The following is a 16834-nucleotide window of genomic DNA, read 5'->3' on the forward strand; positions in this document are numbered from 1 at the left end:
CCGCCGCGTTCGCGCCGTTTGCGCCAGCGCAATTTCGAGAATCGCCGAGGGCTTGTCCGTTCGGCTAACGCGCGCCCCTTAGCCGTTTTCGCGATGGGCCGCATGTACAATATCGTCATGTCAGATCCCCGCTTCGTTCATCTTCGCGTCCACTCCGAGTTCTCGATTGCCGACGGCATCGTGCGGCTGGACGACGTCGTCAAATCCGCCGCGAAAGACGGTCAGGGCGCACTCGCGCTGACCGATCTCGCCAACGCGTTCGGCCTCGTGCGCTTCTACAAGGAAGCGCGCAGCAAGGGCATCAAACCCATTGCCGGCTGCGATGTCTGGATCACCAATCCCGCCGATCGCGACAAGCCTTCGCGGCTGATCCTGCTCGTGCGCGACAAGACCGGCTATCTCAACCTGTGCGAACTGTTGAGCCGCGCGTGGCTGACGAATCAATATCGCGGGCGCGCGGAAGTGCTCGTCGAATGGCTCGAAGAAGGGCTGGCTGAAGGTCTGCTCGCCATTTCCGGCGCGCAGCAGGGCGACATCGGCATGGCGTTCGCGGCGGGCAACGCGGCAAGCGCGCAACGCAACGCCGAACGCTGGTCGGCGCTCTTTCCGAACGCGTTCTACATCGAACTGCAGCGCGCCGGTCAGCCGGGCGAACAGGCTTATTTTCAGGAGGCCGTCGCGCTCGCCGCAAAGCTCGGGTTGCCTGTGGTCGCCACGCATCCGCTGCAATTCATGACGCCCGACGACTACACCGCGCACGAAGCGCGCGTGTGCATTTCGGAAGGCGATATCCTCGCCAATCCGCGTCGTCAGAAGCGCTTCACGACCGAGCAGTATTTCCGCACGCAAGACGAAATGTGCGCGCTTTTCGCGGATATTCCTTCCGCGCTCGCCAATACGGTCCAAATTGCGAAGCGCTGTAATCTCACGCTCGAACTCGGCAAGCCCAAACTGCCGCTTTTCCCCACGCCGGATGGCCTTACGCTCGACGACTACCTCGTGCAGTTGTCAAAGGAAGGCCTCGAGGTGCGGCTCGCGCAGCTCTATCCCGATGAAGCCGAACGCGAGGCACAGCGCGAGACTTATTACGCGCGGCTCGAATTCGAGTGCGGCACGATCATCAAGATGGGCTTTCCGGGCTACTTCCTGATCGTCGCCGACTTCATCATGTGGGCGAAGAACAATGGCGTGCCGGTGGGTCCCGGCCGCGGTTCGGGCGCGGGCTCGCTCGTCGCTTATGCGCTCGGCATTACCGATCTCGACCCGCTGCGCTACAACCTGCTGTTCGAACGCTTCCTGAATCCCGAACGCGTGTCGATGCCCGACTTCGACATCGACTTCTGTCAGGAAGGGCGCGACCGCGTCATTCAGTACGTGAAGCAGAAATATGGCGCGGACGCGGTTTCGCAGATCGCCACCTTCGGCACCATGGCGGCGAAGGCGGCGGTGCGCGACATCGGCCGCGTACTCGATCTCGGCTACATGTTCACCGACGGCGTCGCCAAGCTCATCCCGTTCAAGCCGGGCAAGCACGTGACCATCGCGGACGCGATGAAGGAAGAGCCGACCCTGCAGGAGCGCTTCGACAACGAAGACGAAGTGCATCAATTGCTCGAACTCGCGCAGCGCGTGGAAGGGCTCACGCGTAACGTCGGCATGCACGCGGGCGGCGTGCTGATCGCGCCGGGCAAGCTCACCGATTTCTGTCCGCTCTACACGCAGGGCGAAGACGGCGGCGTGGTCAGTCAGTACGACAAGGACGACGTGGAAGCCGTCGGTCTGGTCAAGTTCGACTTTTTGGGCCTGACCACGCTCACCATCCTGGACTGGGCCGAGCGCTATATTCGCCGGCTCGATCCCTCGAAGAAAGACTGGAATCTCTCGCAGGTTCCGCTCGACGACCCTGCTTCGTTTTCGATCCTCAAGAAAGCGAATACCGTCGCCGTGTTCCAGCTGGAAAGCCGCGGCATGCAGGGCATGCTGAAGGACGCGCAGCCGGACCGCTTCGAGGACATCATCGCGCTGGTGGCGCTGTATCGTCCGGGCCCGATGGACCTGATTCCGAGCTTCTGCGCGCGTAAGCACGGGCGCGAGATCGTCGAGTATCCGGACCCGCGCGTCGAGCCCGTCCTGAAGGAGACCTACGGCATCATGGTCTATCAGGAGCAGGTGATGCAGATGGCGCAGATCATCGGCGGCTATTCGCTCGGCGGCGCGGACTTGCTGCGTCGCGCGATGGGCAAGAAGAAGCCCGAAGAGATGGCCGTGCATCGCGAGTTGTTCCGCGAAGGCGCGGCGAAGAACGGTCTCACCGCGCAGAAGGCGGACGACACCTTCGACCTCATGGAGAAATTCGCGGGCTACGGCTTCAACAAGTCGCACGCGGCGGCTTACGCGTTGCTCGCTTATCACACGGCGTGGCTGAAGGCGCACCATCCGGCGGAATTCATGGCGGCCAATATGTCGCTCGCCATGGACGACACCGACAAGGTCAAGATTCTCTTCGAGGACTGCATCGGCAATGGCATGGCCGTGCTGCCGCCGAACATCAACCAGTCGGCGTATCGCTTCGAACCGGTCGCCGAAGCGGACGGCAAGCGCTCGAAGACCATTCGTTACGGTCTCGGCGCGGTGAAGGGCAGCGGCCAGAACGCAATCGAGGAAATCCTGCGTGCGCGTGAAGACGGGCCGTTTGCGGATCTCTTCGACTTCTGCGAGCGGATCGACCGGCGCGTCGTGAATCGCCGCACGGTCGAAGCGCTGATCCGCGCGGGCGCGTTCGACTGCCTGCACGAGAACCGCGCGCAACTGCTGGCCTCCGTGCCGCTCGCCATGGAAGCTGCCGATCAGGCCGCCGCCAACGCCATGCAAGGCGGTCTCTTCGACATGGGCGACGCGCCGCTCGAAAAGCATCAGCTCGTCGATGAACCCATGTGGTCCGACAAGAAGCGCTTGCAGGAAGAGAAAACCGCGCTCGGTTTCTATCTGTCGGGCCATCTTTTCGACGCCTACAAAGGTGAAGTGCGCCGCTTCGTGCGTCAAAAAATCGGCGAACTGAAGGAAGGGCGCGACAAGCTCGTCGCGGGCGTGATCTCGACCACGCGCACGCAAATGACCCAGCGCGGCAAGATGCTGATCGTCAATCTCGACGACGGCACCGGCCAGTGCGAAGTCACCGTGTTCAACGAGCAGTTCGAAGCCAACAAGGCGCTGTTCAAGGAAGACGAGTTGCTCGTGGTGCAAGGTCAGGCGCGTAACGACGCCTTCACCGGCGGCATTCGCTTTACCGTCGATACCGCGATGGACCTCGAACGCGCGCGCAGCCGCTACGCGCAGTCGGTAAAGGTCGAGATGAACGGCAACGCGGATTCCTTGCGTCTGCGCCGCGTGCTCGAAGCGCATGCGGCGGGTGCGGAAGCGCCGGCGGCCGTGGCGCCGCCCGCGCGCGAAAACGGCAGGCAGCGCCAGTCCGCACCCATCCCGAACGGCTTGAACGTGAGCATCGTTTATCGCAGCGAGCATGCGGAAGGCGAAGTGCGGCTCGGCGATGCCTGGCGCGTCAAGCCCACCGACGAACTCATCACCGCGCTGCGCGGCGAGTTCGCGGGCAGCGCAATCGAAATCGTCTACTGATGCGCATCGGCATCTCGGCGAACGCGCTCAAACTGAGCGGCGGGCTCGAACGCTACGCCATGGACCTGGTGCGCGGTCTTGCCGCCGCCGGCTTCGAGGGCCGCCAAAAGCCTGCGTTCTTTGCCCGCAAGATCGACTCGTCGTTGCCGGAGAGCAAGCTCGTCGAGGCGCATCGCATCAAGGTGTCGTTTCTGCCGGGCAAGCTGCGCGACGTGTATTTTTCGTGGGCGCTCAAGCGCGCGCGCAATAAGGCCAGGGTCGACGTGCTGATCGGCTGCAATCGCGTGGAAGGCTCGGAGATTGCCATCTGCGGAGGCACGCATATCGGCTTTCTGCGCGCAACCGGGCGTCGCGAAAAGCGGTCGGATACGCGGCAGATCGCGCTCGAACGCAGGCAGTATCGGGACGCGCGCGTGATCGTCGCGCACTCGGACATGATGCGCAACGAGCTTCGCGGGCTTTACGGCATCGACGAACGGAAGATTCGCGTGCTTTATCCGCCCGTGGATGGCGCGCGTTTCGCCTTAGCCGATGAAACCTCGCGCGCCCGTCTGCGCGAACGGTTCGGTTTCAAGGAAGACGAAATCGTGCTGCTCTTTCCTTCGAGCAGTCACGAGCGCAAGGGTTTGCCGCTGATCGAGAAGGCGCTCGGCGGCGCGGGCTTGCCGATCGTGATCGCCGTCGCCGGGCGCGCGCCCGAGAAGAGCGCGCCGAACGTGCGCTATATCGGCTACGCTAAAAATATCGAGGACGCTTATCGCGCGGCGGACTTCACCATTCTCGCGTCGAGCTACGAGCCGTTTGGGCTCGTGGGCATCGAATCGGTCATGTGCGGCACGCCGGTGATCTTTCCGGCCTGCATCGGCTGTGGCGATGCCATCGACGAAAGCGCCAAGCACGTTTTCAAATCTGGCGATGCGGACGACCTGCGGCGCGTCGTCGCTGCGGCAATTGCTTCACGACGCCGCGTATCCGGCAATGCCGTTCGTTATGACGCGAGCGTCGCGTCGCATGTGAATGCGCTGCTGGCGCTGGCGGAAGAAATCAGCGGCGGTCGTTGAAGCCGCTGAGCCAAGCCGTGGCGCCTATCGTCTCTCGTTCAGATGCTCGAGCTTCAAGAACCGGTAATACACCGTCTGCGCATTGAAAAGCGCGATCATGAAGCCCGTGCGCCCATCCAGAAAACCGCGGCGCAGAAAATACGTTCGCAAAAAAGCCCACGTGCCGCGTGTTAGCGCAACCCCGAAACCGCCGCGCTTGCCTGCCGCATGACGCTGCACGGCGCCCGCGGTCGAATAAGCGTCCAGCTTGCGCAGCACGGTCTCGAAGTCTTCGTAGGAGTAGTGCATCAGCCGGCCATTGAGCCTGATCGCGGGCTCGTTCGTGGAAAGCACCAGACGCTCGTGCACGAGATCCGACGAGAAGCGCGCCGCGCCCCGCTTGAACAGCCGGGGAATCCAGTCCGGATACCAGCCGCTGTGTCTCACCCACGTTCCGCAAAAACTCGATAACCGGTCGACCGAATAGACATCCGCTTGCGGGCGAGCGATGGCGGCTCGAATCGATGCGGCGAGTTCGGGCGTCACGACTTCGTCGGCATCGATAGACAAGACCCAGTCGGTGGCGAGCGCATCCAGCGCGCGATTCTTCTGCGGCCCGAAGCCGGGCCAGTCGCGCGCTTCGATCACGCGCGCGCGATGCGCCTGGGCGATACCCACGGTGGCGTCGGTGCTGCCGCCATCGACGATGACGATGTCATCCGCGAACGAAACCGAGTCGAGACATTGCGCGAGCCGCGCGGCCGCGTTGTAGGTGATGATGGCGATGCCAAGCGTTGGCGATTTCATGTTGCCCGAGTCCGGCCTCTGATTCTTGTCGTGGTCACGTTCGATTGGAAAAGCCTAGCCGCGCAAATGCCATTTCACGAAGAAGAACGGCGAAAGCAGCCACGGGCACGTCGCATACACGAACATCTTGATGCGAAATCCCGGACTGACTTCATTCGATCCAGCCAGCAACGCGACCTTGCGCGCCAACGACGCGTCGCCGAACACGGCGCTCACGTAGCGCTCGCGCGCCGACTTTCGCGCCAGCATTGCGCGCATCCTAGCGCCGACGCCGACCTTGTCCGCGTCGCTTTCGAACTGACGCGTCTCGCCCGATCCGTTGATATTCGCAAGCTTGATACGCGCGACGAATTCCGCCGGCGTGCGCCATTTGCGCTTGCTCGACAGCCCGCCGCGCCGGTACAGCACGAGCGGTTCGTGCAGCGTATGCGCGCCGTGACTCATGATCGCGCGAAACGCCATGATCTGGTCTTCGCCGTAGATGCCGGGCGCGATCGGCCCGAACTCCTCGAAGAGACGCCGCGCCCACGCATGCGCCGCGCCGACCAGATGAGGCCGCCGTTCCATCCAGTCGTCGAAGCTGCGATAGTCGTCGAGGTCCGTTACGCGCAGGATGTCGTGCGTATTGCCTTCGGCATCGAGGTCTTGCAGGTCGGTCGCGATGAGGTCGTGGCGCTTGCCGCTTGCGAGCCACACTTCCATGACGCGCGTGACGCGTTCCGGTCGCGAGATATCGTCGCCCGCCGCGATAAAAAGCATCTCGCCCGATGCGCGCGCCGCGAGCGCACTGAGATGCGCGCTGATACCCGTGTTCTTCTCGTTTCGATACAGCCGCACCGTATGCGGCCCGCGATATTCGCGCACGCAGCGCTCGGCGACGGCGTAAGTGGCGTCGGAGGAGGCATCGTCGGAAATGAGGATTTCCAGCGGCGACCAGGTTTGCGCGAGCGCCCCGGCAATCGCGTCGGCAACGGTTTCCTGCTGATTGAAGGTAATGAGCAAGAGACTCGCGCGCGGCGTGTTCTGCTCTGGCTGTGATATTCCTGACATGTACGATTCTGAGTGCTTCGGAGGCCCGGCGCGTCTTGGCCACGGCGTTGCGCGCTCGCGGAGAGCGAATCTCATGCCAGACGGCAGCGGCTATAATAACCCGCGATTTGGGGATAGGCGACCGGGCCGGCCGGTCAATCCCGCTTAAGGTTCATCGATTTGGAAAAAACTCTGCGCTACATGATCGCCAGCATGGTCTTGCTGGCGCCCGCGAGCACACTCGTCGTGCGAGGAGGGACGGGCTACTGCTTCTTCGTGTTGCTTGCCATCGCGCTCTTCGCGGGGTTCAGCAAGCCGTTTCGTCTGAGGCTCGGTCTGCTCGTCAATGCGTTCCCGCTCTATACGGTGGCCATGCTGTGCTTCATGGTTTATCTGCCGTTGCAGCAAGCCATCGAAGGTTATTATCTGCCGCGCGAATTCGACGGCATGTCGCGCTTCGCACTCGCGTTGCCGATTTTCCTGCTGCTCGTCAACGTGCCGATTCGGCAACTGAAGGCGCTCGGCTGGGGCTGCGCGCTCGGTGCCATCGGCGCGGGTTTCTGGGCCGTGGACAGCGCCATCCACATGACGGTGACGGAACTCGATCGCCTCGGCAACGATTTCACCAATCCGATTCCCTACGGAAATACCGCGCTCCTGCTCGGCTTTCTTTCGGTGATGTCGATCCGCTGGGATCGTTATCCGAACGCGCTGGCGAAGCGCCTCGGCATTGCACTGAAGCTGCTCGGACTGGTGGGCGGCATTTACGCGTCGTATCTGTCGGGCACGCGCGGCGGCTGGCTTGCCATTCCGCTCTTTCTCGTACTGTGCCTGCTCAACTTCGGCTGGATCAAACACCCTCGTCACTGGCTGACCGCGCTCGGCGTCGCCGTTCTGGCGATGGCGCTCTTGCTCGCCTCGCCGATCGGCCGCGAACGTGTGCAGGCGACGCGCTCCGACATCGCGCGCCTGTCGCACGGCGCGGCGGCGGACAGTTCGCTCGGCGCGCGGCTGCAGTTGTGGACCGCGTCGATTCATCTGTTCGAGGCGAATCCGGTGTTCGGCGTCGGCAAGGGACATCTGAAGAATTCGCTCAAGGGCATGGCCGATGCCGGCGAGGTATCGCCGCTCGTCGTCAATCAACGCGCGCACAGCGAGTTTTTCTCGACGATCGCGGAATTGGGCGCGTCGGGCGTGGTCTGTCTTGCGTTGCTGTATTTCGGGCCGCTCGTGTATTTCCTGCGCTACCGGAAGTCGCCGCATCCCGATGTGTCGACGGCGGCGTATTGCGGGATCGCGGTCTCGGGGTCGGTTATCATCTTCGGACTGAGTATCGATGTATTCACGGTCGTGATGAGCACGTCGCTCATCGCGCTCTTCTGGGCCGTGCTGCTTGCGGTCATCACGCACGACGCGCGCGAGCCGCTTGGCAAGCCGGGGCGCGGACCGATCGGCTGAATTCGGGCCGGCCGGTTTCATTCTCCGGCTGACGAGAAATCACAAAAGTAACCAACGAGCGCCGCGGGAAGAGCTGGAAAGCGCCGGGCGAAGTGGAGATACGCTCTTGAAACGAGAAGGTAGTTTGCGCAAGCCGATTGGCGGCGCGGAAAGTTCGTCGCCGACCGCGGTCATGCGGCGCCTGTGGCCCTACATCCGCCCGCTCATGGGCATGGTGTTGCTCGGGCTCGGCACGATGGGTATCGTCGCCGCAACCGAAGCCGGCATCCCGATGCTGCTCAAACCGTTGCTCGACCACGGTTTTGGCTCCAAAAGCAGCGATCACGCGAAATGGCTCGTGCCGGCCGCGGTGATCGGACTCGCGCTCGTGCGCGGCGCGGCGCAGTATGCGTCGGGCTATTTTCTGTCGTACGTGTCGAACAAGATCCTGCTGCAACTTCGCCTGCAGATGTTCGAGCGCATGATCCACACGAGCGCCGGCTTCTTTCAGCGCGAGACGGCCAGCACGGTCATCAATGCAGTCGTGTTCGAGGTCAACCAGATTCTGAGCGTGCTATCGAGCGTCGTCGTCACGCTTGTGCGCGATTCGCTCACGGTCGTCTTTCTGCTCGGCTATCTGTTCATCCTCAACTGGCGGCTCACGCTGATCGTCGCGGTCATCCTGCCGGTGATCGGCTGGCTCGTGAGCAAGATCAACCGACGATTGCGGCGGCTCAATCGCGAACATCAGACGCTGACCAACGAGTTGTCCTATGTCGTCGAGGAAACCGTCGCGGGCTACAAGGTCGTCAAGGTGCATAACGGCGAACCGTACGAAATGGACCGCTTCACGGAGATGAGCCAGCGCCTGCGCGGCTACTCGATGCGCATGCAGGTTTCCGGCGGCCTCGCGCAGCCGCTCACGCAGTTTCTTGCGTCGATCGCGCTCGCGGTGGTCATCACGATTGCGGTCGTGCAGTCCACCAACGATCAGACCACGGTAGGCGGCTTCGTTGCCTTCGTCACGTCCATGTTGCTCGTTATCTCGCCGCTCAAGCATCTGATTGACATCAATCAGCCGATGCAGCGTGGCATGACGGCGGCGGAGCTGATCTTCGGCCTGATCGACGAACCCGAGGAGCCGAAGGGCGGCGGGCGGCGTCTGGAACGCGCGCAAGGCGAAGTCGAGTTTCGCGATGTCACTTTCAGCTACGGTTCGCTGGACCGCATGATTCTCGACCGCGTGTCGTTCAAGGTTGCGCCCGGCGAGATGGTCGCGCTCGCGGGGCCGTCAGGCAGTGGCAAGACCACGCTCGTGAATCTGCTGCCGCGCTTCTTCGATCCACGCGGCGGGCAGGTGCTCGTCGATGGCGTGCCGATCACCGACTACGACCTGCACGACCTGCGCGGCCAGATGGCGATGGTGAGCCAGGATGTCGTGCTGTTCAACGACTCCATTGCGGCGAACGTTGCTTATGGGCAGAAGCCCGATCGCGACCGCGTGTTCTCGGCGCTGATGGCGGCGAATCTCATCGATATGGTGCAGGCGCTGCCTGATGGCATGGATACCTTGATCGGCGGCAACGGAATGCGCTTGTCCGGTGGACAGCGGCAGCGTTTGGCGATTGCCCGCGCGATCTACAAGGACGCGCCGATCCTGATCCTGGACGAGGCGACATCGGCGCTGGATTCCGAATCGGAACGCTACGTGCAGGCCGCGCTCGAAACGCTGATGAAGGGACGCACGACGCTCGTGATCGCGCATCGCTTGTCGACCATCGAGCGCGCGGACCGCATCCTCGTCATGGAAGGCGGGCGAATTGCGGAGCAGGGCAGCCATGCCGAACTGTTGCGCAAGGAAGGACTGTATGCGCATCTGCACCGGATTCAGTATCAGCAGCAGCCGGCTTGAGGCGCGTTAAGACTTACTCGGCAAAAAACCTCAAATGCATTGCCGATGAGGCTTCTCAGCCTCCTCGCAGCGTTTCAAGCTCTTCCTGCGCCTTTGAATCAGCAGTAGACTGCGCCCAGATTGTGACTGACTCCGCGTGCTCGACCAAATGATCGGGCGCAAGGTGGGCATACCTGAGGACCATTGAGTAGTCGGACCATCCGCCCATCTGTTTGAGTCGCTCCAGCGGCGTGCCATTCTGAACGTGCCAACTCGCCCACGTGTGCCTTACATCGTGGAATCTGAAATTTTCGATCCCGGCTCGCTTGCACGCGAACAGCCATTGCTCTCGATCCCAAGACACAATTTGCTTGTTGTTCCGCGTGAATACAAATCGAGTGTGGTTGCCAATTTGGCGTCGAATCACCTCGATTGCTTCACTATTCAAAGGCACACCGATCGGCTTGCCTGCTTTCGCTTGATCTGGATGGATCCACGCCCGCCTACGTACCAGATCGACTTGCGACCACTCTAATCCGGTTATATTGCCTTGCCGTAACCCGGTCGAAAATCCGAATGCGGTGACATCTCGCAACCAGTCTTTAGAGAACGACGCAAGCAATCGCTGAGCATCTTCTCGACTTATCCACCTTACCCGCCTATTGACTTCTCGCATTTGGCGGAACTTCGGAGCTTTGTCAATCCATTCCCAACGAGTAGCCGCGTCATTGAGCATCCCTCGAATCGTCGCAAGGTAGCGATTGCGAGTTGCGGTTGATGACGGCGTTTTCCCATCTCCACGATACAGCACTTGTGGCAACGCATCCATAATCTCCGCTGCTGTTATAGAGTCAATCCGCCGACCCGAAAACCTCTCGCGAAAGTGCCGTATATGTCGCACCTTATTCGCATAATCACGTTTCGCCGCTTCTTGTTGCAAATATCTTAAAGCTGCTTCTTCGAACGTTTTTGCCGGGCGTTCTCCGAGTTTCTGAGATCGCCAGAACTCGGACTTCAACCGGTCGTGATACTCCTGGGCTTCCTTGCGGTCGCCCGTGCCAGCAGAGCGTCTAACTCTCGCGCCGTCTGGTGTGCGGATGTCAATGAAATAGACTCCGCCGCGTTTTCGGATGGACATTTCTTACTTCTCCAGTGATCCGTCCGCGCCGGTCGGTTCAGATTGTACTCGGTTGCAGATTTCAACTTGTCGGGCCAGATGCGCCACCGGTTTCCGATCTGGAAAAATCCCATTTTTTCCTTTCGGGCGTAGACCGTGGAATAGGAGACGTCGAGCAGCTCGGCCACCTTCGTGAGGGTGAGGGCTTTTTCAGGCATTACGTATCTAATTCATTGAATTGCATACTTCCGCAGCGGGCAAATGTCAGTCTTTGCGCGTTCGGGTTGCTCGGGTTCTTGTGGTAGTTTCATTTGATTCCCGATGCCTTTTCAGTGACTGGCGAACAGGCGGCGGCCTTCATGAAGCAGATCCAATGCGTGTCTGCGCGCTTGCCGGACTTATGACCAAACAGCGGTCGCTGATCGGTGAGCGTCAAAATCTCCGCGACTTTTATCTGAACCTCGTTCCACTTGAAGATCAAAATGCCTTCGGGTCCGAGCACGCGGAAGCATTCGGCGAAACCGCGCCGGAGGTCATCGCGCCAGTCGCACGACAACTTCCCGTACTTCGCCGCGAGCCAGCTTTTGCTGCCCGCGCGTACGAGGTGCGGCGGGTCGAACACGACAAGCTTGAACGAGGCGTCGGCGAATTCCATCGCGCGGAAGTCCATGACGATATCGGGAGACACATTGAGAACTCGCTCACCGTCTTGCTTGCCGTGAGAGCGATCGACGACTGTTACCGTCTCGGATCGCGCATCGCCGAACAAGACTGCTTTGTTGCTCGGATCAAACCAGAACATGCGCGTGCCGCAACAAGGGTCTAGGATTGTTTTTGTATCGCTCATTTCGATCTTTGTGCAATAACAGTCTGCGCAATAACAATGGCGCATCGCTTTCCGCTTATCTGCGCCACCATCGCAACAAACGCAGCGCACGCTCGATGAAGCAGGGCGGTCGTCGGTTCCTTCGCGCGGCCGAGGGTTTCGAGGGAGTCGAGCAGCGCGCGGAAGGGGTGGAGGTGGCGGATCACGCTTTGCTAAGATCGGCGGGATCGATGGTCACGATCGCAGCCTTCTTGCCGGGAGTCCATGAAAGCGGAGGCGACTTGCGAATAACTGCGTTGAGCGCTTCGACGGCCTCGCGTAACTCGTCGGGCACTTCGCCGTCCTCCGGAAGGTCGTCTGCGAAGTAGTCGTCAGGGTCGATTTCGCCGGGCATGTTCGGCTCACATATCATCAGGCGCAGATCGTCCGGTTTCAGGGCGTGGTTTTCGTCAAGCCGGTCGCGGATGAAGTCGACCATTTCGTCGTAGTCGCTGAAGTAGCGATCGGCAGCGTCCGAGTAGATGAACGACTTGCCATCCCATTCGACTTTCGGAAGCGCCGCATAGCGAGCGATGTCGTTGCGCTCCCGGCATTCGTCACAGGCCGTCCAACTCTTCCGGGCCAAAGCGCCGCACGCGCAGCGCACATGCGTGCAACTGGCCCAGCGCGCCAAGTGCTCGTCGTCGCCGTAGAAGCGGCCATCGGTGGAAACAAAACCGGTGACCGTCACGCTGCGCGCCAGGTCGGGCGCGTCGATTGGAATGATCTTCTCGCTCATGCTTTCTCTCCGGTTGCCTTGATACGGGGCTCTTTGCCATGGCAGGCGTGGCAGAGCCACCTGACATCAAGAGGCTTTGTGCAATCGTCGTGGTGTCCGTGCAGGGAGTCTTTCCTTCCACATGCTTCGCAATAGTCAGGGCGCACGATTTCGCCACGTTTTACGGCGTTGTTCAGGATCTGCCGTGCGGTCACGCGCTCATCTTGAACTAGATTACGACTCGCTATTTGATCGCGTTCAGAAAATCTTTCGGGATTTAGGCTCCGTGCGCGAGCCATGTGTATAGCGTTAGCCGATCGCTTTTTATCAAGATCACGCGTTCGCAAATTTCCAGCCATATGGCATGTCTTGCATTGCGATTTGAGACCGTCGCGCGTGCGTTTATCTGAGTAAAAAGCGTCACTCGCTTTTTCAGTTCGGCAAGTAGGGCAGATCTTCACAGTTGTATCCGTCGAAACTCAATCACCCACACGAACGGATTAGCGTCCCACGACTCGTCACCGTTGATCTGGGACCACAGTTCGAAGAACCACTTACGCGGATCGTCACCATCCGCGATGTTCGGGAACGGGCAGCCTTCGTCCATGGCATCACCACGAGAGACAGCCTGCAAGCGCTCGACCCGCACGCCGGTGATTTCAAGCGTGATGCGGGAAAGCGCGCGGGGCATGTGAATCGACGGCTTCCAAGTGATCTCATCGTCAAGCGGCACGTTCTCGAAGCCCGAAGGAACACACGCCGGATAGTCGGCGCGGTACACGGTCGGACCCGGGTCGAGCGCGGCAGGCTGTGCCCACGTCTCGCGCACCCACAGCCGGTCGCCAGGCTGACCGTAGGGGCACACGAGGGTGTCGGCTGTGCGCGTATGCCAAATTGCCCCTTGTTCGGGGATAGCCTGACCGTCCTTCGTGCAGCCACCATTCCGGCCGCCGATGGTTGTCGGCTCCCACTGTCCAAGCGAGTTGGCATGCGGCAACTTCACGACGCGCCGCGTCTGCGTCTTGCGTCCGTCAAGGATGGCGTGCACCATCGGCGCGCTGAATGCGAGCGGGCGTTCTTTCATCGTTCTCACTAGATCACCAGGCGTCATTATTCGTTAAGGCTGCGCATCGACCAATTCAACATGCCTGCGGAGCACATTGAGCGAGCATCGAAGTCTGTCGACAGATATCCGTGGCCGCTGGGCGGAGGACGTAGCAGCATCCAAAGCCTCCTTCCAACAGCGAACTGTATTCACCCCCCCTGAGCGATATGAGCCGGGATTTGGCTTGCCAAAAAGTGAATTTCGGCCCGAGCCTCGCACTTCAGGGCTTCGCGCTTCGCTTTCAGGGCTTCAGCTTTTGCTGCCTTTTTTGCAGTGCGTTGCTCACTTGTCATCGCCTTGCGCGGCATGATCGCATCCTCGGCTTCCTAATAAGTACAACTACATGCGAAGAGGCCAACGCGACGTAAAAGGAATAAAGCGGCGGCCCTACCAAACCGTGATGTGTGATTACACCTTGATGAAGCGGTGATTATCGTCGAGGGTGTACAGCGTGTTCGGTTCCAGACCCTCTTCGCCGATATAACCAACTTTCGTGCGCACTCGATTTTCCTGATCCTCGTAACGAATTAGAATTGCTCCGTGATTGCCTGCACTCGCAGCGCCCCCGACACCAACTGAGGCGGTGCCATTGTCGCCAACTGAGGCTATCCCACCAGTGACGGTAACCGCCAAGCCGTTCGCGCCAGCCTCCGCCTTGCCGGATCGCGTTAGGGCGGTTCCGAAGGCACCGACCATGCATCGTCCGCCACCGGTTATAGCAATACCTTTGGTACCTGACCTCGCTTCGGTGTCCGCAATCGCGATACCGCTGTTTCCTGCCGTCGCACTATGGCCTGCAATTGCAATGCCTTGTTCGCCCACATTGGCTTTGCCTCCGTCGCGAGTTATGGCGATCGATCGATCACCAGCATTTGCTAGGCCGTCACTTCCAGCTATTGCGGTCGAAGAAGCACCCGCAAAAGCTTGTCCAGATTCCCGGGCGGTCGCTATGCCGTCCATACCTGTGGTCGCCGTACCATCGTGACCACTGACGGCCGTCCCGCCATGGCCAGCCATAGCAATTCCCTTATCGCCGGCTATAGCGGTTCCGCCCACGCCCGCTTTAGACCTTCCATAAGAACCCGTTGTCGCGGTACCTTGCTCTCCCACGCTAGCCTTACCTGAGCTGCCAGCCACCGCCGTACCTGCATTGCCTGCATTGACAGTGCTGTTGTTACCGGCAATAGCTAAACCGAGTTCACCTGCCGTAGCCACTCCGTCATAGCGCACAGACGCCATGCCCGCTCTTCCGGCGAACGCCTTTCCACGACCGCCTGCGGCCGCCGTGCCGAAATCTCCCGTCTTAGCCTCGCCACGCTCTCCGGCTGTCGCAGATCCTTCTCGACCGGCCGATGCAATTCCATCGGCGCCCGCGATAGAGACGCCGTAATCACCCGAGGTAGCCTTGCCGCGGATGCCCGCGACGGCTACGCCTAGTGCGCCAACTTTGGCATCGCCCTCATCACCCTTTACAAGCTGCGCGCCAATTACCGCATCGTTACTCGCCCTGGGCTCGCGAAGGATAAGGTAATCCGTTGCGTCCCCTTTGCTGCCCACGAAACACACCATGCCGCGCGGGAATTTGCACTTTCCGTTTAGATCGACGATTTGGTTTGTTTCAACTTCGACAACAACCCACTTCGCGCTTGGAGCGAGTGGTCGGTACTCTGCATGATCGATTTCATAATTGCCGTGACCATAAAGCCAGCCATGCAACCCCCCGCCGCAGCGTGGATTAGGATCCCAATCCGGAGCTTGCGCCACCTCGTACAAACCAGGCCATACAAAACCTTTACTCGAAGACATGTCCTCATGGCAGGTCCTCAATACGAAAGATGTTTTACGCGTCGACATAACTTGATTCCAAAGTTAAATTTTTGAGAAAAAACGATACGCTTCGCTTACTGCGTCGGCACTTTGACGAAGCGCAGCAGATCGTCGAGCGTATAAAGCGTGAATGGCTCCAAACCCTCCCCGCCGATGTAACCAACCTTCATTCGGTATCGCATCTCATAGAAGTCCCAGTACCAGATGCTGATCTGTCCTTTCTCGCCAGCGCTTGCCTTTCCGCTGAATCCCACCATAGCCGTCCCATGATTGCCGGCTCGTGCAGTTCCGCCATCACCCGCAATGGCTGTCCCGCGAACACCTGCGGTGGATTCGCCACGAAAGCCCGTTGTCGCCATTCCGCCAAATCCCACAGTTGCAACTCCTCGATATCCCGCCATGGCTGTGCCGCAGTTTCCTGCTATAGCGAAGCCCAAGGCGCCAACAAATACAGCACGGTGATCGCCGACCGCGCGATGGGCGCCGATGACAGGAAGCTCACGGGCGCATGGATCATTAGCAAGCAGATAGTCGGCAGCGCTCTTGCTCGTGCCGACGAAAACGACTTTGCCGCGTGGAAACTTGCAGAAGCCATCTAACTCGATAATGTCGTCCGTAGCCACCTCGATGACGAGCCAATTTGCTGTCGGTTCGATGTAGCCGCCGATCGCATGATCTCCGTGGCCATGAAGCCATCCGTGCAGACCTGAGCCACAACGATGCGTCGGTTGCCGATCGGGCGCTTCAACCATCGCGCCTGCCCACGGCCATTTGAAGCCATTTCCGGATGACATGTCTTCTCGGCAGGCGCGGAGAACCAGCGACTTGCCCTTGGGGCGTTCCTGCGGCGGGACCGGTCTGAATGCAAGTCCGACGCGGGCGCTGGGTCGCTTCAAAAACTGCGGCGCAGGGACGAGTGTTTCGATCATTAATTGCTCCGATTAGGACAACGTAATTCGAAGTTTGATGCGTTCGAGAGGTTATTCACGCCTCGACCTCAAGAGTGCTCCAGCGGCCGCTGCCACGCGGAGATGCCAGACGAACCTGCATTCCGACGCGTGCGTGCCAGCGCCGTAAAAGTTTTTGCGTACAAAGGAAAGCTAACACGACCAGAGAATACCTCAAGGGAATTGATCGGCGCAATACCCTAGGGTAAATTTTAGTTTGCGCATAGCCTTTCGCATTGCGCGGTAAGGAGCGGGCGCGGGATCCGAGGGTGTGCGGCGAGTAGGAAGGGGGGCAATGCTCCGCTGCGGGCGCTTTCTCAGTAGCGGACCACTTTTGACTTCACGACGCCACAGATTGTGGCGTTGTTATGCACTTCGATAATCCGCGTTGGCCAGTCAGGATTAAGTGCTCTGAGGT

Annotated in this window: 13 protein-coding genes; 4 read left to right on the forward strand and 9 right to left on the reverse strand. The window is 60.3% G+C overall.

Annotated features, from left to right (window positions below; all coding sequences use genetic code 11):
- The first annotated feature begins 102 nt into the window (after positions 1-102).
- A complete protein-coding gene (gene dnaE, locus QCE79_RS04615) occupies positions 103-3633 on the forward strand; it encodes a DNA polymerase III subunit alpha (protein WP_404989029.1) in 3531 nt (1176 codons plus the stop codon).
- Positions 3633-4694, forward strand: a complete 1062-nt coding sequence (locus tag QCE79_RS04620; protein WP_250492102.1) for a glycosyltransferase family 4 protein — start codon at positions 3633-3635, stop codon at positions 4692-4694. Before dnaE ends, QCE79_RS04620 begins: the two co-directional genes overlap by 1 nt.
- Before the next feature lie 24 nt (positions 4695-4718).
- On the opposite strand, the gene QCE79_RS04625 is transcribed toward QCE79_RS04620, so the two are convergent.
- Positions 4719-5480, reverse strand: coding sequence for a glycosyltransferase family 2 protein (locus QCE79_RS04625; RefSeq protein WP_309842203.1), 762 nt, complete (start codon positions 5478-5480; stop codon positions 4719-4721).
- Positions 5481-5534: 54 nt separating this feature from the next.
- Positions 5535-6530 (reverse strand): glycosyltransferase, encoded by a 996-nt coding sequence (locus QCE79_RS04630; protein WP_309842205.1) that lies wholly within the window; start codon positions 6528-6530, stop codon positions 5535-5537.
- Positions 6531-6689: 159 nt separating this feature from the next.
- On the opposite strand from QCE79_RS04630, the gene QCE79_RS04635 reads away from it, so the two are divergent.
- Positions 6690-7967 (forward strand): O-antigen ligase, encoded by a 1278-nt coding sequence (locus tag QCE79_RS04635; RefSeq protein ID WP_244827528.1) that lies wholly within the window; start codon positions 6690-6692, stop codon positions 7965-7967.
- Positions 7968-8139: 172 nt separating this feature from the next.
- Positions 8140-9858, forward strand: a complete 1719-nt coding sequence (gene msbA / locus QCE79_RS04640; protein WP_370652127.1) for a lipid A export permease/ATP-binding protein MsbA — start codon at positions 8140-8142, stop codon at positions 9856-9858.
- Between the two features lie 55 nt (positions 9859-9913).
- Here msbA and QCE79_RS04645 read toward each other — a convergent pair whose 3' ends face one another.
- The 7 genes from QCE79_RS04645 to QCE79_RS04675 form a co-directional block, all read right to left on the reverse strand.
- Positions 9914-10975 (reverse strand): site-specific integrase, encoded by a 1062-nt coding sequence (locus QCE79_RS04645; RefSeq protein WP_309842209.1) that lies wholly within the window; start codon positions 10973-10975, stop codon positions 9914-9916.
- Between the two features lie 286 nt (positions 10976-11261).
- Entirely contained in the window at positions 11262-11801 is a 540-nt protein-coding gene (locus QCE79_RS04650) for a class I SAM-dependent methyltransferase (protein ID WP_309845187.1), read from the reverse strand.
- A gap of 181 nt (positions 11802-11982) precedes the next feature.
- On the reverse strand, positions 11983-12510 hold the full coding sequence (locus QCE79_RS04655) for a hypothetical protein (protein WP_309842212.1): 528 nt from the start codon (positions 12508-12510) through the stop codon (positions 11983-11985).
- 484 nt (positions 12511-12994) lie between these two features.
- Complete coding sequence (locus QCE79_RS04660) at positions 12995-13621, reverse strand: hypothetical protein (protein WP_309842215.1); 627 nt, start codon at positions 13619-13621, stop codon at positions 12995-12997.
- Between the two features lie 170 nt (positions 13622-13791).
- Positions 13792-13950 (reverse strand): hypothetical protein, encoded by a 159-nt coding sequence (locus tag QCE79_RS04665; RefSeq protein WP_309842218.1) that lies wholly within the window; start codon positions 13948-13950, stop codon positions 13792-13794.
- A gap of 100 nt (positions 13951-14050) precedes the next feature.
- On the reverse strand, positions 14051-15496 hold the full coding sequence (locus QCE79_RS04670; protein ID WP_309842222.1) for a hypothetical protein: 1446 nt from the start codon (positions 15494-15496) through the stop codon (positions 14051-14053).
- A gap of 47 nt (positions 15497-15543) precedes the next feature.
- Positions 15544-16398 carry a hypothetical protein gene (locus QCE79_RS04675; RefSeq protein ID WP_309842225.1) on the reverse strand — a complete coding sequence of 285 codons (855 nt, stop codon included), beginning with the start codon at positions 16396-16398 and terminating at the stop codon, positions 15544-15546.
- Positions 16399-16834 lie beyond the last annotated feature (436 nt).

The sequence above is a fragment of the Caballeronia sp. LZ003 genome, assembly GCF_031451465.1.
GTDB lineage: Bacteria > Pseudomonadota > Gammaproteobacteria > Burkholderiales > Burkholderiaceae > Caballeronia.